Source organism: Photobacterium sp. ABD4_091, assembly GCF_056160145.1.
In genome coordinates, this window is the sequence record NZ_JBSWWQ010000004.1 from 196,310 (window position 1) to 211,243 (window position 14,934).

At 45.0% G+C, this 14,934-nt stretch carries 20 protein-coding genes; 16 read left to right on the forward strand and 4 right to left on the reverse strand.

Annotated features, from left to right (window positions below; genetic code table 11):
• The first annotated feature begins 10 nt into the window (after window positions 1–10).
• From ACXAGQ_RS25275 to ACXAGQ_RS25350, 16 genes are all read left to right on the forward strand, one after another.
• A complete protein-coding gene (locus ACXAGQ_RS25275; protein WP_475257671.1) occupies window positions 11–178 on the forward strand; it encodes a hypothetical protein in 168 nt (55 codons plus the stop codon).
• Window positions 171–611 carry a hypothetical protein gene (locus ACXAGQ_RS25280; RefSeq protein WP_475257672.1) on the forward strand — a complete coding sequence of 147 codons (441 nt, stop codon included), beginning with the start codon at window positions 171–173 and terminating at the stop codon, window positions 609–611. The genes ACXAGQ_RS25275 and ACXAGQ_RS25280 overlap by 8 nt, the downstream gene beginning before the upstream one ends.
• 19 nt (window positions 612–630) lie before the next feature.
• Window positions 631–1,113 carry a hypothetical protein gene (locus tag ACXAGQ_RS25285; RefSeq protein WP_475257673.1) on the forward strand — a complete coding sequence of 161 codons (483 nt, stop codon included), beginning with the start codon at window positions 631–633 and terminating at the stop codon, window positions 1,111–1,113.
• 59 nt (window positions 1,114–1,172) lie between these two features.
• Window positions 1,173–1,775: an ATP-binding protein gene (locus tag ACXAGQ_RS25290; RefSeq protein ID WP_475258070.1), complete on the forward strand. Its 603-nt coding sequence runs from the start codon at window positions 1,173–1,175 to the stop codon at window positions 1,773–1,775.
• A 245-nt stretch (window positions 1,776–2,020) separates the two neighbouring features.
• Window positions 2,021–2,587, forward strand: coding sequence for an SLATT domain-containing protein (locus ACXAGQ_RS25295; protein ID WP_475257674.1), 567 nt, complete (start codon window positions 2,021–2,023; stop codon window positions 2,585–2,587).
• Complete coding sequence (locus ACXAGQ_RS25300) at window positions 2,559–3,947, forward strand: reverse transcriptase domain-containing protein (RefSeq protein ID WP_475257675.1); 1,389 nt, start codon at window positions 2,559–2,561, stop codon at window positions 3,945–3,947. Before ACXAGQ_RS25295 ends, ACXAGQ_RS25300 begins: the two co-directional genes overlap by 29 nt.
• Window positions 3,948–4,198: 251 nt before the next feature.
• On the forward strand, window positions 4,199–5,032 hold the full coding sequence (locus ACXAGQ_RS25305) for a major capsid protein P2 (protein WP_475257676.1): 834 nt from the start codon (window positions 4,199–4,201) through the stop codon (window positions 5,030–5,032).
• A gap of 9 nt (window positions 5,033–5,041) precedes the next feature.
• Window positions 5,042–5,317 (forward strand): hypothetical protein, encoded by a 276-nt coding sequence (locus ACXAGQ_RS25310; RefSeq protein ID WP_475257677.1) that lies wholly within the window; start codon window positions 5,042–5,044, stop codon window positions 5,315–5,317.
• A complete protein-coding gene (locus tag ACXAGQ_RS25315; protein WP_475240980.1) occupies window positions 5,317–5,466 on the forward strand; it encodes a hypothetical protein in 150 nt (49 codons plus the stop codon). The genes ACXAGQ_RS25310 and ACXAGQ_RS25315 overlap by 1 nt, the downstream gene beginning before the upstream one ends.
• Window positions 5,466–5,684 (forward strand): hypothetical protein, encoded by a 219-nt coding sequence (locus tag ACXAGQ_RS25320; RefSeq protein ID WP_475240979.1) that lies wholly within the window; start codon window positions 5,466–5,468, stop codon window positions 5,682–5,684. The genes ACXAGQ_RS25315 and ACXAGQ_RS25320 overlap by 1 nt, the downstream gene beginning before the upstream one ends.
• Window positions 5,681–6,067 carry a hypothetical protein gene (locus ACXAGQ_RS25325; RefSeq protein ID WP_475240978.1) on the forward strand — a complete coding sequence of 129 codons (387 nt, stop codon included), beginning with the start codon at window positions 5,681–5,683 and terminating at the stop codon, window positions 6,065–6,067. The genes ACXAGQ_RS25320 and ACXAGQ_RS25325 overlap by 4 nt, the downstream gene beginning before the upstream one ends.
• Window positions 6,051–6,689, forward strand: a complete 639-nt coding sequence (locus ACXAGQ_RS25330) for a chemotaxis protein (protein ID WP_475240976.1) — start codon at window positions 6,051–6,053, stop codon at window positions 6,687–6,689. Before ACXAGQ_RS25325 ends, ACXAGQ_RS25330 begins: the two co-directional genes overlap by 17 nt.
• Window positions 6,686–7,510, forward strand: a complete 825-nt coding sequence (locus ACXAGQ_RS25335; RefSeq protein ID WP_475257678.1) for a hypothetical protein — start codon at window positions 6,686–6,688, stop codon at window positions 7,508–7,510. The genes ACXAGQ_RS25330 and ACXAGQ_RS25335 overlap by 4 nt, the downstream gene beginning before the upstream one ends.
• Window positions 7,507–8,589 carry a hypothetical protein gene (locus ACXAGQ_RS25340; RefSeq protein WP_475257679.1) on the forward strand — a complete coding sequence of 361 codons (1,083 nt, stop codon included), beginning with the start codon at window positions 7,507–7,509 and terminating at the stop codon, window positions 8,587–8,589. The genes ACXAGQ_RS25335 and ACXAGQ_RS25340 overlap by 4 nt, the downstream gene beginning before the upstream one ends.
• Complete coding sequence (locus ACXAGQ_RS25345) at window positions 8,586–9,104, forward strand: virion protein (protein ID WP_475257680.1); 519 nt, start codon at window positions 8,586–8,588, stop codon at window positions 9,102–9,104. The genes ACXAGQ_RS25340 and ACXAGQ_RS25345 overlap by 4 nt, the downstream gene beginning before the upstream one ends.
• A gap of 94 nt (window positions 9,105–9,198) precedes the next feature.
• Window positions 9,199–9,396 carry a hypothetical protein gene (locus ACXAGQ_RS25350; RefSeq protein WP_475257681.1) on the forward strand — a complete coding sequence of 66 codons (198 nt, stop codon included), beginning with the start codon at window positions 9,199–9,201 and terminating at the stop codon, window positions 9,394–9,396.
• Between the two features lie 237 nt (window positions 9,397–9,633).
• On the opposite strand, the gene ACXAGQ_RS25355 is transcribed toward ACXAGQ_RS25350, so the two are convergent.
• The 4 genes from ACXAGQ_RS25355 to ACXAGQ_RS25370 all read right to left on the reverse strand — a co-directional run bounded on the left by ACXAGQ_RS25355 (window position 9,634) and on the right by ACXAGQ_RS25370 (window position 14,779).
• A complete protein-coding gene (locus ACXAGQ_RS25355; RefSeq protein WP_475257682.1) occupies window positions 9,634–10,332 on the reverse strand; it encodes a hypothetical protein in 699 nt (232 codons plus the stop codon).
• Between the two features lie 119 nt (window positions 10,333–10,451).
• Window positions 10,452–10,919 (reverse strand): phage protein, encoded by a 468-nt coding sequence (locus ACXAGQ_RS25360; RefSeq protein WP_475257683.1) that lies wholly within the window; start codon window positions 10,917–10,919, stop codon window positions 10,452–10,454.
• A gap of 587 nt (window positions 10,920–11,506) precedes the next feature.
• Complete coding sequence (locus ACXAGQ_RS25365) at window positions 11,507–13,597, reverse strand: hybrid sensor histidine kinase/response regulator (protein ID WP_475257684.1); 2,091 nt, start codon at window positions 13,595–13,597, stop codon at window positions 11,507–11,509.
• A 3-nt stretch (window positions 13,598–13,600) separates the two neighbouring features.
• Window positions 13,601–14,779, reverse strand: a complete 1,179-nt coding sequence (locus tag ACXAGQ_RS25370; protein ID WP_475257685.1) for an FIST signal transduction protein — start codon at window positions 14,777–14,779, stop codon at window positions 13,601–13,603.
• Between the last annotated feature and the right edge of the window lie 155 nt (window positions 14,780–14,934).

Consider the following 14,934-nt stretch of genomic DNA (forward strand, 5'->3'; position numbering starts at 1 on the left):
ACGCTAACACATGGAAGAACTGAACCAAATCACTGACCAGCTCAAAGGCGAAGTAAACAAGGCGGCGAAAAACCCGTTCGCCAGCAAAATCATGTCTCCGCTCCGTTTGGTGCTGGTCTGGATGCAAGGTGTAAACAACAAACTGATGGAATTAGAGCAAAGGGGGAAACATGGCTGAATCAATGCCCGTTCGTGCGTCGGCCAACAAGGTCGAAGGGATTAATCGGTGTGAGTGCGGCAATGTTCGCACCATCCACCGAGCAAGGGGTAAGCGTTCAAAGTACCTATATGCGATTTGTGATGACTGCGGTACTAACCAACAAACCGGAACATTCTGGCAGTCACGCTTTGAGCAGCATTACCCAAGTATTGAAGCACTGCAAGATGCTGAGCAAGCCCCGCCATCCGTGGAATCAGTAGCCGAAAGGGAGGCGAATATCGAACCGGAACAAGCCGAGCTTGGTATTGATAGCACCAAGGATGAACCGCAATCAAGCCAAACTGAACCCAAACCAGAAACCCAACAGGATGCAAAACCGTTCAGTTGGAAATCAATCATTGCTGGCGTCGTACTTGGTGCACTGACTGGCGGTGCGATTGCCCGATTTTAATTATTAGAGAGATAATATTATGGAAACCGAACAACTAGCCGCCAATGAAGACGAGCTAAATACCAACGAAGGGTTGGAAACCCACAATGAGCAAGATGAAAAAGACTTCATCAACAGCTTGGATGAAGACTTTGACCCAACCGCCGCCGATACCCAAGTACAGCAGCAGGAAATGGAAACTCAGGCCGCTAGCGCGATGGTGTTTGTGGGCTTGATGACTATCGAGCAGACCATGAAAACCATGGTTCACCCACGGTTTGAATTTGATCCGAAACAGGCCGAAAGCGTAGCCGAAAAGATCGCACCGCTGATTGTGAAATACGGCGGCAATCCGCCGCCTTGGTTGGCTAAGTACATGGATGAAATCATGGCTGTAGCTGCCATTGGTATGCTCGGCTTATCGAGTTATATGCAGGTTCGTAGCCTTAAAGTTGAAGATATTGAATTGGCTAAAAAGGCCAAGAAAGCCGCTAATGATGATAAACAGCAGGAGGCCGCTTGAAACTACAACCTATCAACCAAAACAATGCGCTGAGTAATCATCATGTCTATGTGGTTGGTATGTCTGGCTGCGGGAAAACTTCCGCAGCCAAAAAGCTGTTTATCAAACCAACCGACCAAGTTGCCATTTTTGACCCACTGGGCGATTACGAAGGACAATTAGCCGGGCGCCAGGTTCGCATCTATGCCACATTAAAAGCCTTTGCTGCTGCGTTAATTGCCGGGCGCAAGACCAACCAAGGCTTTAAGATCGCCTACTATCCCAAGCACGAAACTACAGAGGAAGATTTCGATAAATTCTGCATGGTCGTTTGGGGAATGGGGAATGGTAAGCACAAGAAACCACTAAAGGTGATCTGCGAAGAAGTTGCCGAGCATACCAGCACTGCTGGCAAAGCCACGGGCTACCACGGCAAAATCTTGAGGCTAGGGCGTAAGTTTGGTCTTCATTCCATCAACATGTTCCAGCGTGGGCAGGAAGTATCGAAAACAATTATTGATAACTGTCAGTTCGCCTGTGTGATGATGCAGAAAGCTGATGATAGTGCGCGGTACTTGCAGCAAAAGACAGGGATACCGGCAGGTGATATTACCCAGCTAAAAAAGCTCCAATATATTTTACAAGACGGAAAAGAATATGTGACATCGGAGATTTCATGGTGAGAAAGGTAACGATTTCAGTCTTTTAAATGAAATGTTCATTTACAAGCCCTTACATATGCGCCATCATACACATGGCTTGGCTAATGACAGAGACCTAGTTTGACTGGGTGATGGTAATAAATAATGATTTTTAATCATTGAGGGGATAGTAGATGATATTATTTCCCTCCTGGCTATATCTTGATATAGCGTTAATGCTTAGTAATTAATCCATTAGTCAAGCCCTTTAACTTAGGGTGGTAACATTGTCAAAGCTTTCAGATAACATTTGGTTTACAAGAATTGCGAGAATACAAACTTCGCAAAGGCTACTAGCAAAAGAAAAACATTGTCAGGTATTACTAATATCGTACTCTTTGTTGAGTGTATGTCTATCGGTGATTTTTTTAGTTTATAAATCAACGAAGTTTGATAATGTTGCTTTGTGTTTATTAAGCACGATTATACTTGTATTATCATTATTTATTTCAAATAGTAATTATAAAGGTCGCGGCGTCGAGCTAAAAGAGAATTACATAAACCTACAGAAGCTATACTATTTAGCAAAAGAAGCAGAAGATACAAAAAACAACATAGAATTAAAAATAATTAGAGAACAATATTTTAATCTATTGCATCAGACAGAAAATCATTCAAGTATAGATGATATTAAAGCTAGGTTTAATAAGGCTGGAATAACAAGACCTTTAAAAGAATCTGAGCGAGAAATGCTAGATGTAGATAACAACTTAAGTCTATTGGGCTTTATTTTATCATGGGCTCCTTTTGTAGTAGGTGTAATTTATGGCCTTGCAACCTTATCTGGTCTTTAATAGAGATTTTAAAACAAAGAATATAAAGGATACATACCTAAACTATATTCATGGTAGTGGGACTATTGGTAATGACGGAGTTAGCTCTGATATTTTCATTAAAAAAATTGATGAGGAAACTGAAATAATCAATAGGAAAATATTTAATAGAACTTATAAGTTTACACAATATAAAGAAAAGCTTGTATCTAAAGGTTCATGTAAGCCGCCTAGACAAATATCAATACCTACAATTCGAGACCGTATAACCCTTAAAATTCTGTCAAATTACCTGCAAGGAATATATAAAAATGATGTTATTCAAGAAATACCCAAAATAAAAATAGAAAAATTAAAGGGTGAAATTGAAAAGTCAAACTACAACACTTTTTTGAAAATTGACATACAGAAATTTTACCCATCGATAGAGCATCATATTTTACTAAAAAAGCTTGGTGTAAAGTTTAGGAAGAAAGAAGCCAAAGAGATAATTTTAAGCGCTCTAAGAACTGCAACTGTAGCAAAGCCAGACAAGTCGGCGCCTTTTAATACAAGAGGTGTTCCTCAAGGATTAGCGATTTCAAATATATTAGCAGAAGTCTATCTCAAAGACTTGGATGATAAAATTAAGAAATTAAACTGCTACTATCTAAGATATGTTGACGATATAGTGATTTTATGTAATGGGAATACTGTAGATAGTATTCTCAATACACTCTCTGATGAATTTGAAAAGCTAAACTTAGAAAGTCATTCCCTTGATGATGAGAATGATAAAAGCGAGAGGGGGCACATATCCGAATCCTTTTCTTACTTAGGGTACCTTTTTAAAGATGGTGATATAACAGTTAGAAAGTCAAGTGTTTACAAGCTTGAATCTTCCCTAGCTAAGATTTTCACAACATTCAAATATAAAACCAAACCATATCGTTCATTGAGCACAAAGTCTGACATAGAGCAATTTAATCGCCATTTGTCAATTTTGGAGTGGCGATTAAATTTACGTATAACGGGCTGTATATTCCAAGATACTAAAAGAGGGTGGCTTTTTTATTTCTCACAAATAAATGATATGCAGTTGTTACGGGAAATGGACTTTACCGTTCAAAAGTTATGTGCTCGATTTGGTGTTCAGGGAAAAGTAAATGTTAAAAAGTTCGTCAAAACATTTCATGAGTCTAAGATAACAGATAAAAGAAAACATAGATACATAGTTAATTTTGATGAGTTTGGCGTTAAGGATAAACGAACAGTACTTTCGACATACTTAGGGATGAAAGCTGTTGATAAGCTTCCAGACACAAAAGTCGATGAATTTTTTGGAAAACGAATATCTACAATAGTTAAAGAATTAGAGAGCGATATTAGCTCTATTTCTTGATTTATTTCACACAATCTTCAAGCCCGCTAACCTATAGCCTTAGCGGGCTTTTTTGTGCTTGCCTTAAAACCAAATCACTTGCTTTCCTGATGGGGAACTTTTGTTAACCAACAGAGAGCAAACATCATGAGTGCAAAAACTAAGGGCTATGTGATCACCGGGGTGATCGCTTTAATGGTCGCTGGCGCGGTTGTCTGGGCATCGAACAACGTTGATGCCGTTGAAGACGCAATCGGATAAGGGGCTGCATTATGGAATTAGTGCAAACCCCATTCGCGCCACGCCCCAAAGAGCTAGACCCGGTTGAGGGTGTAGGTTGGGGCAACCGTGCGTCACTGCGTCTGGTATCGGGACCAACGTACCACAGCATTGAACTGGTTACGGACATTACCGATCCAAGCGACATTGAACGTATTGAAGTGTCATTGAATGGTTCGGCCAAAATCAATATCACTGGTGAAACGCTGGTCAAGCTACAAGCCCACCGCAAGAACTACGCTCAAGACGGGCGCTATGTCATTTCCTTTGGTGATGCCACGCTGCGCACCAAGATTGGTGTACGCCAAACTGACCTTGTCACCTTGGCTGGGGAAATCTGGTTTGTGTATATCACCCTCAAGTCAAAACTAGCCGGAACGACCGCGCCAAGTATCCGCGCCCGTGCCCATGTGCTGCCAGCACAATCGGTTCGTTACTACATGCCGCGTATCTATGAACTCACTTGGTTTGCTTCGGCAACAGGCCGCACGCCGTTTGATTTCTCTGAACGTAGCCCGGCACTGAACCTCAAGCGCATCCATTTCCTTGATAGCTCCGTCGATCGTGTTCGCGTTCTGCGTGACAACTTCGAAGAAATGAACGTCACCAAAGAAGATAACGCTTACGACTTGGCGCAGGCCAAGAAAGAGCAAAACCCTGATTGGTTTAGCCTCGATTTCATCCGTTACGGCTTTGGTGCTGATGGCATGTTGAATACTGCCGCCCGTAGCCAACTCGCATTTGAGCTGGATAAATCGGAAGTCGGTAGCGTACCGGTGATCATCGAAGCCGTCGAACAGGTAAACGCATTGCCGACCAAAGGCTAAGGGGGCGCGATGAGTCTACTTGATAGCCTTGGGGAAACACTGGGCGGGGTTTGGGATACCGCTGCAACAGGTGGTGAAGCCTGGTTAGATTCTTGGTTCGATAACGAGGCTAATAAAGTCGCCTCGGCTGCACCGGAAGAAAACCGGACACCTCAACATCAAGAGCCAGCACAGCAACCGACAGGACAACCGATTTATACCATGCCATCAAACAACACTCCCATGATGCTGATGGGGGGCGGTATGGTTTTGCTCGCTATGGTTGTTCTGCTTAGGGGGAAATAATGCCGTTTCTATTTTGGCCTTTACTGACCGGAACCATTGGTTATGTCACTGGTTTGTTTAGCGGCGAATCCTTCGCTCGTACTTTCAAAATCTTGGTGGCTGTTCTGATGTTGCTATGGCTGCTCAATATTACAGGAGTCGTGAAGTAATGTTTGGTGCAATGACCTCACTAACTGGCGGTGGTGGTTTGCAAGGTGGTTCGGCAGGGCCATCTACTGCAACCAGCACAACAACCAATAGCAATTCAACCAGCAATGAGTCGGGCTTCAAAGGTGGCTCAATCAACATGGGCAGTAACAACGGTATTCCAACGTGGGCATTGTTACTGGCGGGTGTCGCCGTTTTCTACATCATGGTGAAGAAATGATTTTGAAGCCATGCACATGGAAAGAAGCGATCCCCTTACTTGAATCTGCATTGGGTGATTATGCCAAAGAGGCTTACAGGGAAGTACTGGCAGGCAGGGAAGCTGTTTATCAAATCGGGGATTCTTACGCGTTAATTAGGGTTGAGCAATATCCCAATGATGACCTTGAACTTGTCGCCGTTGCCTTTGCTGGGGATTTGAAAGCGGGAGCATTAGCACTGTTTGAATATGGTCGGCAGCTTGGCTGCCGTTTCATCCGGTGCCATACCATGCGCCCAGCTCAACTGCGTTACTTACGCATGATCGGCTTGCCAGTGTTTGAAGATGGTAAGGACGGGGAAGGATATTTGATGATTAAGGCAGATTATGGGCGGGAAGAGTAAGAGTAGTAACAAGACTACCACTACAACCAATACCACGAATAACACCGACAACATTAGCGGTTCGGCTGCTGCCAGTGGTGATAATAATGGCTTGATGCTATCCGGCGTCAATGATTCCGATATCAATGTCACGATGACCGATCATGGGGCCATGGAACGAGCGGCCGAAATGGGAGAGCTTGCATTAAGTAGCAACACCCAAGTCACCACAGAGGCATTGAAAAGTAACACTGAAGTATCTAAAGCCGCCTTAGATATGGGAGAGCGCTCGGTCGATAAGGCACTCGGCTTTGGTAAAGATGCCATCGATGAAGCCATGAACTTTGGCCGTGATTCGCTAGAAGGTGCGCTTCAATTCGGTGGTGATGCGATGCAGCTTAATGCCGAACTAAGCAATAACGCCATTGAAGAAGTGAGCCAAGCCCACCACGAAAACCTGCAAATGGTCGCCGGATTAGCCGGAAGCCAAGCCGCACAGAACACAGAAAACCTAGAAGCCTTAACGGAACTGGCAACAATGAACTCCGATGGCGGCCAAGTGGCAACGAGCCGACAAATGACCATCGTTGTGGGTTTGGTAATGACATTCATGGCGATCATGATGCTTGGGGGTAAGCGATGAACTTTCACCAAATCATGCAGCCGCGCCAGCGTTCACAGTTTCAAGCCGTGGGCGAGTTCATGTATATCGAGGCGTGTACTGAGTCGGTATCTATCACCACTGAGCGTGGCGATTACCGCTTGAAGCAGGGCGCTCAGATTATCGACCCGCAACTGACAGGCCGCGTGACTGTTGAGAACATGGGCGAGGCTGGGGCAGTCACCATCATTTGTGGCTTTGGCCGCTATATTCCGCCAACTGACGGGCAAGAAGTAGCGGTTACACAAATGCCATCAGTGACCCTGTCACCCGGCCAACAGGTAAATGTTGCACAGCTACCGCAAGTGGCATTAGTGGACGGACAGGCGGTAGTGGTATCGCGGTTACCTAAGGTGGAGCTTGAGGCGAACCAGTCAGTCAATATCACCCAGCTTCCTAAGGTGGAGCTGGAAGACAACCAGCAAGTGACCGTGTCACAACTTCCTGATGTCTCGTTGGCAGCAGGCCAGCAGGTCGCCGTGACCGAACTTCCCCGGGTCAAACTGGAAAGCGGGCAAGCGGTTCGCGTCTATGCCACCACGCCAATGCTGACCAAACCCGTTGGCGGCGAAAGCATGGCAGCCAGTGAATTGGCTATCACTGAGGGCGTCGCAGAGCTGAATGCCAATACGTCACGCTGTCACGTTTTGTTGAAAGCCAGCTCAACTAACGTAGATGCAATCACGCTAGGCACTGGCTGGACATTGGCAGCAGGCGAACAGCTCAAACTTGAAACCACCGCCGCACTGAGTTTTGCGGGTACTGACGGTGATGAAATCCAAATTATCGAGGTCACACGATGACAGAAAAGACATTAAAGGAACGTCTGCCCGTAGGGAGTCCACGGAACAAAGTTGAATACTTGGCAGAAGAGTTCGAACGCGTTGCCAATGACTTGTACAGCCGTTTGCAGAACAAAGCAGTCAACCTGCTGGCTAACCCTCAGTTCAATGAGGTATATGAATCACAATCCAATGTGACCGACTTTAACAAAATGACCATGGTTGAAGGTCAAACGCCGAACCTGGATTTAGCCATTGGCAATGGCCGTGGTTCAATGCTGGTCAGCGACAGCTGGGCGGTCGAGCTGCCGTATGCTGAAAGTCAGGAGGCGACTTTCTATAACACAGGCCGCTATTTCACTTGGGCTGATACCTTTGACCGTGCAAGTGGCGTACTAGAATGCAGGGCAAAAGCGTTTACTTTGTATCAGGTGGCAACCGTGCCATTCAATGGCCTTGACCATGACAAGCTCAAAGCGCGTTTTTCGATAACGGGCTGGTCAGGGACAAAAGTCAAAGTCGGCATTGCCATGATGAAAGTCGACACAGACGGCACGATGAAAGTGGATTACGTGGATGCCGTTCGCGAGTATGAACTCAAAGACAATGTCGCTATCGATAACCCGATGACGGTTGAATCTGGGGAAATGAGCCTCTATATGCATGGTGTCTCGCCACGCTGTATGGTGGCGCCGTTCTTGGAAATTTCTGATGCACGGGGTTATTGCTACGTTTACAACGCCGCACTATGGCATGCCACTATTCATGGTGCAGATCCGAAAGCGTTCATCAACCAGACCAACCCGCATGGCTACTCGCAGTTCATTTATCATGGGATGTTTCCGGAATTCGAGTTCTTGGACAACAACCAAGTTTGCTACAAAAATAGCAGGCATTTCCCGTATTTCCATAACCCGCGGCAGCACTTCATTACCAATATCAAGGACTACCAAAGTGCGGAAATTATTGATATCAAGCCTGACTCGTTAACCGTTCAATATAGCGTTGATGAGTATCAGGCGTTACAGGCCAATCCCGTCTTATGGCATATCTGGTATCAGTACAGCATGATGCCCATCGGTGTCGGGTTCTATCAATGAAATGGCTGATAGCACTTGCCATGGTGCTGTTATGGCTCAATAGCCGCAAAGAGCTGGTCGCTTCAAGTGACCAGCCACGCCAACCAACAAATAACACATGGATGAACGAAGACATGACTACCGGAATGCCGCGGGGTATCCGCAACCACAATCCGCTAAATATCGAATACAGCAAACACAATAACTGGCGCGGCCAAGTGTCGAGCGATGGTCGCTTTGTTATTTTCGAAGATGATAAATGGGGCTTCCGAGCCGCAGCCCGCATCCTGCGCAGCTACCAAAAGCGCGGGATCACAACGATTAACGATATCATCCACACATTCGCGCCGAGCCATGAAAATGACAGTGACCATTACGCCAATATGGTTGCCAGCTGGACAGGTTACGGCAAGTACCAGGCTCTCGATGCGACCAACGATAACACCGCTGCAGTGTTGATTCAGGCCATGGCCCGGATGGAAGTCGGCCGCCAGTATCAAATCAAGGACGTCATGGAAGGAGTCGCATTGGCATGACAACCAAGAAAGCCGCTACTTCGGTAGCAATCAGCGTTGCAGGCGTGATTATCGGCGCGTATACACTCAAATTTCTACGTAAAAAAGGATGGTTATGATTGATTTGAAACAGTCCAGTACCAAAACTGGCTTGATGTTGCTTGGCAGTGCTGCGGTTGGTTTACTGACAGGCAATAGTGATTTGGTCACCGTGACAGTCGGTGAATCCGGTGCGCAATTGGGCGGTACAATCCCGGTCATTGCTGCCATGTTTATCGGCTTGTTCGACACGGTTCGCAAGGAAAAAGGCTAGGGGGCTTGTGTGGGAGAGCTGCTAAAACTCTTTACCGAAATAGGCGTTAATCCGCCCACGTTAATCATCTGCTATCTGTTATTCCGATCAGTTAAGGCACATGAGGCTGTTTTAACCGAACTAAAAAAAATGATAACGCATCATGAAAAACGTATCTTGAAGCTGGAATGGCAAAATGATGAACAACGCTAATTTTGGTGTATTGAAGCCCGCATTTCTGCGGGCTTTTTGATTTGCTTAGTTTAGAGGGACAGAACCCCACATATAAGCTTCTTTACCATCGTTATAGATGAAACCTGCCAAGTATTTGGTGCTATCCACGGTTACATTAAACGCCATGCCTTCATAGCTGCCATTAAAATCGGTATCTGAACAACCTGACGCATCAACATCTACCGAGTGATAGAACGATACTTCACTAATCAGTTTGCCGGATAACGTGCAATTAGCGTTGATTGTTAGGTTCGCAGCGCTATCGAGTGACCAAGATTCACCCGTCATAGGATCGGTAAAAGTACCCACAAGGTTATCTAGCGATTCAAGCGTATTGCTTTGGCGATCAAACGAGTACACAAATGGTTCGTTGTTTATGGTGGTAGAAACCGTTGCTGTATTACCGTCATAGTAAATATTAACGACTTGCTCAGGGTCGTAGAAATATAACCCATCAGCAATAGCAGCAACACCGGTTAACCTCAGTTCATTGCCAATCGTATAGATACGGTCAAAGTACAAAATGGCCGAACCATCAGAGATGAGAACTTTGCCAGCATTCGCTTTATCAACCAGCATGACAGCTTCACCAGATAGAAATAGGCCATCAAATTGTGTACCTGATTCTGTACCAGCGTTAGCTTCACCAGAAGCACTTGAACCAGAACCGCCGCCACAAGCTGTGATTAAGACAGCAAGCAACAATACAAATATTTTTCTCATCGGATCATCCTTGAATGTGTAATTGAGGTTCCAAGTATGCAAATGAAGAACTACTTGGGAACGAAATAACTCATTAGTTTAGAGTCAGTTAACGGATCAAATAGTAAAGGCTAGGGAGCTTACTTCTTAGCTGCGTGCTTGGTTTGAATACTCCGGTACTTTTTCTTTTTGTCTTTGCTGACAGTCTCGTGCATGGGTTGTTTGAGCCGTCGGCCGCCACGGAACGGTAACGGCGTGACCACATTTGAACGAACGGGCACATAGTCCAATTCGTAGAGTCGTTTTAACGCGTGGTATTCATCATAACGGAGTGCCCAAGACATCAGTTCTTTGGGGCTGAAGCGGCGACCATCTGGCGTGACGATGACACAATAATCTTCATCAATTCGAAATCCTTGCCAGCGAGTATCATCGGGCAGATAGCCACGAGCTCGAATAATCAGAAGTTTTTCGGCCATAGGGTTAACGTCGATTTGGCCGGATAACCAACGTTTGACGGTGATGGGACGAACGTGAAACCACGCTGAAGCTTCAGCGATGTTGTCGAAGTGACGCCAGAACAGCTTGACGAAGGATTCATGTAGCATGATGTGCCTCGCAAAATTATCGTTTATTGAAAGTTCTTTTCGATTAATCAAACGCGGATTGATAGACAGCACCGATAAACGTAGCCAACGACAAAATATCGGACATAACCAAACGTTTGTGGCCACAAGACGCTAAGCGATTATCTGAGAGATAAAAAGGTACGCGTTCTAGTTTAACTAACTGTTTCCAAGACATTTTAAACCTCCAAAAGTAGACGTTTCTGGCTTGACCCATAAGCCACAAGAACCTGACAGACATTGTTAATATTTTATCCCTCAGTGCGCATTATGTACCTTATGTTAAATAAGACATCTAGAAACGTGTGTATCTACAGTGATTTCCACGTACTCGCTTGCCCTGCTGTCTCTTCTAATGATGCGGCCTCTCATACTACTGTACAATTTAACAGTATTGGCTATTTACCATAAAATAGGTAATTAACACCTATTTTTAAGTACTGCTGCAAATGGTCAGTTTGCAGCAGTACTTAAAAACATGGTGTTAATTACTAGGCTTGATTTCATCAAGCCTAAAGAAAAACCGCCGAACTCTTTGAGCTCGGCGGTTTTTAGTCAGTATGTTTACGTTATTGCTGGCTGGCGATTAGCAACTGGTACTTTGCCAGCATTTTATCGAGCTCTTCGGCTATGATTGGTTTGGCGATAAAGTCATTCATGCCGGCTTCAAAATAAGCTTGCTGATCTGTCTTCATGACATTAGCAGTCAAAGCTATGATTGGAATGCCCGCGCCATTGCTTCTTAAGATCTTTGTCGTTGTTATCCCATCCAAAATCGGCATGGAAATATCCATCAGAATAATATCGACTTGGCTTAAACTGGTATCATCTAAATCCAAAACCTCTTGCCCATTGTTGGCTATCTTTACGCTATGGCCTCGTTTTTCCAGCATCAGCTTAGCGACTAACTGGTTTGTTGGGCTATCTTCTGCCACCAAAATATTAAGCTTTGGTAGATGCTCAACATTGGCTATTGGTATTTCAGCTTCAATATCTTCGACTTCATGGGTGTCTAGCGGCAAAATGACTGTAAAGCAGCTACCTGTGCCGAGTTGGCTCTGGAGCTGGATTTCACCCTGCATCTTTGTGATCAAGTGCTGGCTAATCGCCAAACCTAAGCCTGTGCCGCCATATTTTCGGGTAATACTGCCGTCAGCCTGTTTGAATGGCTTAAACAGTTGCTTCTGAGCTTCAGGTGAAATACCTATACCTGTATCAGAAATCCTCATTTCTAGCTTGTTATCTACCTTGCTTACGTCAACTGAAACTGAACCATCATTGGTAAACTTGATGGCATTGCCTACAAGGTTGAACAAGACTTGTGAGATGCGATTTTTATCCCCAATGATGTGTTCTGGCACACTCTGACTGATACTGCTGCTGAGGTGAATCCCTTTTTTATGAGCTTGGTCATGCAGCTGAGTAATGACGAGATCTATACAATCAGATAGGCAAAGTTTACTGTTAAACAGCTCAAAGCTCGTTGATTCGATTCGTGATAAATCCAAAATATCATTGATGATAGTCAGCAACAGCTGAGCTGACTGATCCATCTGATTCACCCAGCTTTGTTGCTTGCCATCCAAACCAGAGTCACCAAGCATATCTAATAAGCCAAGTACGGCATTTAGCGGTGTTCGAATTTCGTGGCTCATCATGGCCAGAAACTCTGATTTGGCCTTGTTGGCCTCTTCTGCTTGTCGTCTCGCTTGTTTGATCTCTTCGATTTGTTGTTTTCGGCTAGTAATGTCTTTTGCTGTTCCCCTGTAGCCTAGCAACTGCCCTTGCTTGCTAAAGTACGGCGTGCCGCTCAAACTGATCCACAGACCGCCTTCTTCTTCGGGGAGACGCCATTCTAGATCTTCAAACGCGATTTGTTGCTCAAATATATTGAGTAACCGGTTCCGGTATTTGTCAGCGCTCCCAAAAATATCGAGAATGCAATTACTATCAACGATATGATTGGTCAGGTTCGGGGACGATATATAGGTAAACCGGTATTCCGGGTCGACTTCCCAGAACCAATCACCGACGGTTTTCGCAAAATCTTTGAATCGCTGCTGACTATGGGTCAGTTCTTGCGTACGTGCAGTTACTAAAGACTGCAGGCGCTCGCGGTAATCAATGTCAATGATCGCGCGCTCAAGCAGCGGCCTGAACCTTTCAAGTACCCTACGGCAATTTGGCGTAAACTGTCCTTTTTGTGAGTGGAAAAACAGTAGCAAAGCATCACCAGAACTTACCTTAACCCCTGTTAGTAACACAGACTGACAAAACGGTCTCATCTCAGCAGAGAGTTCTTTGAATTCATGAACTTGGTTTGGATCATACAATGCGATACTGTCGCCGTTCATTGAACGGATGAAGGTATTGCCTATCGGCCAAATGCTGGATTCAAAAAAGCGGCAAGTTGTTACTAGCTCTTGTAACGGTGCGGTCTCATCTTCACGGGTTAGAACAAGCGCGTGTTCAAAGCCAATGTACTTCCTCAACACAGACAATAAGCTGTTAAAGACCTGGCGTTTGTTATTAGCACCAGCCATAGCCGCTATACCTGCCAAAATGGCAGTGTTTTCATCGCGTAATTGCTTTTCTCGTTCTCGGGTCCTTAGTAAATCAAGCAATGTTTCTTGAAGTTTTTCGGATTCATAGTTCGCCATTGCTTAATCCTTATGAAACAAAACAGCAGAGATCATTAAGTTACCATGGGCATTCTCGCCACCCACAAATTGCCCTTGTTCTCCAAAGGTAAACGGCGCAACAAATGGAGCTGTTTGCATTGCACTCTTAACATAATGCGCCACTTCTTCCATGCGGTGCTGTACACGCAGCATACAACCGGCACAGTATATAGTGATTCCCCCAATGGGATTAAGGTTGGCATCATTTGCATAGATATTACTGGCCGCATTGATGACTCGACCAGCTCGGGTAATGAGGCGTTCTTCAGTGCCTTGCATGAAATACAAGGTCTCGCCGACTTCCACTTTAGCAAACAGTGTTATGCCACCCCGCTCCGTCGTATTTAGGGGGTGCGCTAATTTAAAATACGGTAGTTCATGCACAACACCGGCAACACGCCCCAATGGGTTCAAGCTGCTGTTGCTGATGATACTTTCTCCCTCACCCAAGGTTTCATCCATCCATTCCTGGTAAACCTCTATGGCAGGTCTCCCATCAAGCTCTATCAGCTCCCTGCCCTCAACTCTGGTTGCTTTGGCTGACTGCCCCGTGCTGGCATACCCAGAATGGAACGAATAGCTAATATGGCAAGACGGGTATATTACACTGATCCCGACACCTTCTTGCGCGTGTTGTTCTTGAGTAAAAATGGACCAGTTTCCCTGAATATGATCATCAGCCGCACTTCCTCCAATGATCGGTACCGATGTACAGAGTTCGTCTTCAATTCCCTGAATGATTTCCTCTTCGTGACCCGGGCTGGCATGCAATACGATCAGGGCCGGGAGTTCGCCAAAACGTCCGCTATTAGCGATTGCTTTAAGCAAAGCTTGTCTTGCCATGTCATATTTTGAATTGTTTGTTGAAACAATTGCTGTTCCGTAGGCACCATGAAAATCGGAGATAGCCCACAGTGCGACACCTTGGCCATGGTGATACCCACCTTCAGTCATAACACCCTGGCATGAGGTACAACCGAGAATTTGAGCATTAGGAAAGGCAATGCTCAGTGCTTCCTGAAAAGTGACAACGTCATATTTTTCTGAAAAGTAAACAAGGATTAACTTTGGGTTGGCAAGCTTTGCTTGTAAATGTTTGATGGCCTCTTGAATGGCATCAGATGTTGTTGCTTGTGAAGAAAAGCTTGTTGCGATATCCATGGGGAAATTTTTCTATAGATTTATTAAGTTTTTAACGTTATCGACTAACTTCAAGGGGAACCTAATGGAATACAACTCAATTGAAGCTATGTAGGCTTATTCTTACATGCATCAGTTAGAGTGTCTGCTTTTTTATTGTAATTAATTAAAGATCT

Excerpts from the sequence above, each read along its gene's own strand:
- ACXAGQ_RS25315 (WP_475240980.1), top strand. The coding sequence starts at position 5,317 with ATGCCGTTTCTATTTTGGCCTTTACTGACCGGAACCATTGGTTATGTC.
- ACXAGQ_RS25275 (WP_475257671.1), top strand. The coding sequence starts at position 11 with ATGGAAGAACTGAACCAAATCACTGACCAGCTCAAAGGCGAAGTAAAC.
- ACXAGQ_RS25355 (WP_475257682.1), bottom strand. The coding sequence starts at position 10,332 with ATGAGAAAAATATTTGTATTGTTGCTTGCTGTCTTAATCACAGCTTGT.
- ACXAGQ_RS25280 (WP_475257672.1), top strand. The coding sequence starts at position 171 with ATGGCTGAATCAATGCCCGTTCGTGCGTCGGCCAACAAGGTCGAAGGG.
- ACXAGQ_RS25350 (WP_475257681.1), top strand. The coding sequence starts at position 9,199 with ATGATTGATTTGAAACAGTCCAGTACCAAAACTGGCTTGATGTTGCTT.
- ACXAGQ_RS25300 (WP_475257675.1), top strand. The coding sequence starts at position 2,559 with ATGGCCTTGCAACCTTATCTGGTCTTTAATAGAGATTTTAAAACAAAG.
- ACXAGQ_RS25370 (WP_475257685.1), bottom strand. The coding sequence starts at position 14,779 with ATGGATATCGCAACAAGCTTTTCTTCACAAGCAACAACATCTGATGCC.
- ACXAGQ_RS25330 (WP_475240976.1), top strand. The coding sequence starts at position 6,051 with ATGGGCGGGAAGAGTAAGAGTAGTAACAAGACTACCACTACAACCAAT.
- ACXAGQ_RS25325 (WP_475240978.1), top strand. The coding sequence starts at position 5,681 with ATGATTTTGAAGCCATGCACATGGAAAGAAGCGATCCCCTTACTTGAA.
- ACXAGQ_RS25345 (WP_475257680.1), top strand. The coding sequence starts at position 8,586 with ATGAAATGGCTGATAGCACTTGCCATGGTGCTGTTATGGCTCAATAGC.
- ACXAGQ_RS25340 (WP_475257679.1), top strand. The coding sequence starts at position 7,507 with ATGACAGAAAAGACATTAAAGGAACGTCTGCCCGTAGGGAGTCCACGG.
- ACXAGQ_RS25290 (WP_475258070.1), top strand. The coding sequence starts at position 1,173 with ATGTCTGGCTGCGGGAAAACTTCCGCAGCCAAAAAGCTGTTTATCAAA.
- ACXAGQ_RS25305 (WP_475257676.1), top strand. The coding sequence starts at position 4,199 with ATGGAATTAGTGCAAACCCCATTCGCGCCACGCCCCAAAGAGCTAGAC.
- ACXAGQ_RS25360 (WP_475257683.1), bottom strand. The coding sequence starts at position 10,919 with ATGCTACATGAATCCTTCGTCAAGCTGTTCTGGCGTCACTTCGACAAC.
- ACXAGQ_RS25285 (WP_475257673.1), top strand. The coding sequence starts at position 631 with ATGGAAACCGAACAACTAGCCGCCAATGAAGACGAGCTAAATACCAAC.
- ACXAGQ_RS25320 (WP_475240979.1), top strand. The coding sequence starts at position 5,466 with ATGTTTGGTGCAATGACCTCACTAACTGGCGGTGGTGGTTTGCAAGGT.
- ACXAGQ_RS25335 (WP_475257678.1), top strand. The coding sequence starts at position 6,686 with ATGAACTTTCACCAAATCATGCAGCCGCGCCAGCGTTCACAGTTTCAA.
- ACXAGQ_RS25310 (WP_475257677.1), top strand. The coding sequence starts at position 5,042 with ATGAGTCTACTTGATAGCCTTGGGGAAACACTGGGCGGGGTTTGGGAT.
- ACXAGQ_RS25365 (WP_475257684.1), bottom strand. The coding sequence starts at position 13,597 with ATGGCGAACTATGAATCCGAAAAACTTCAAGAAACATTGCTTGATTTA.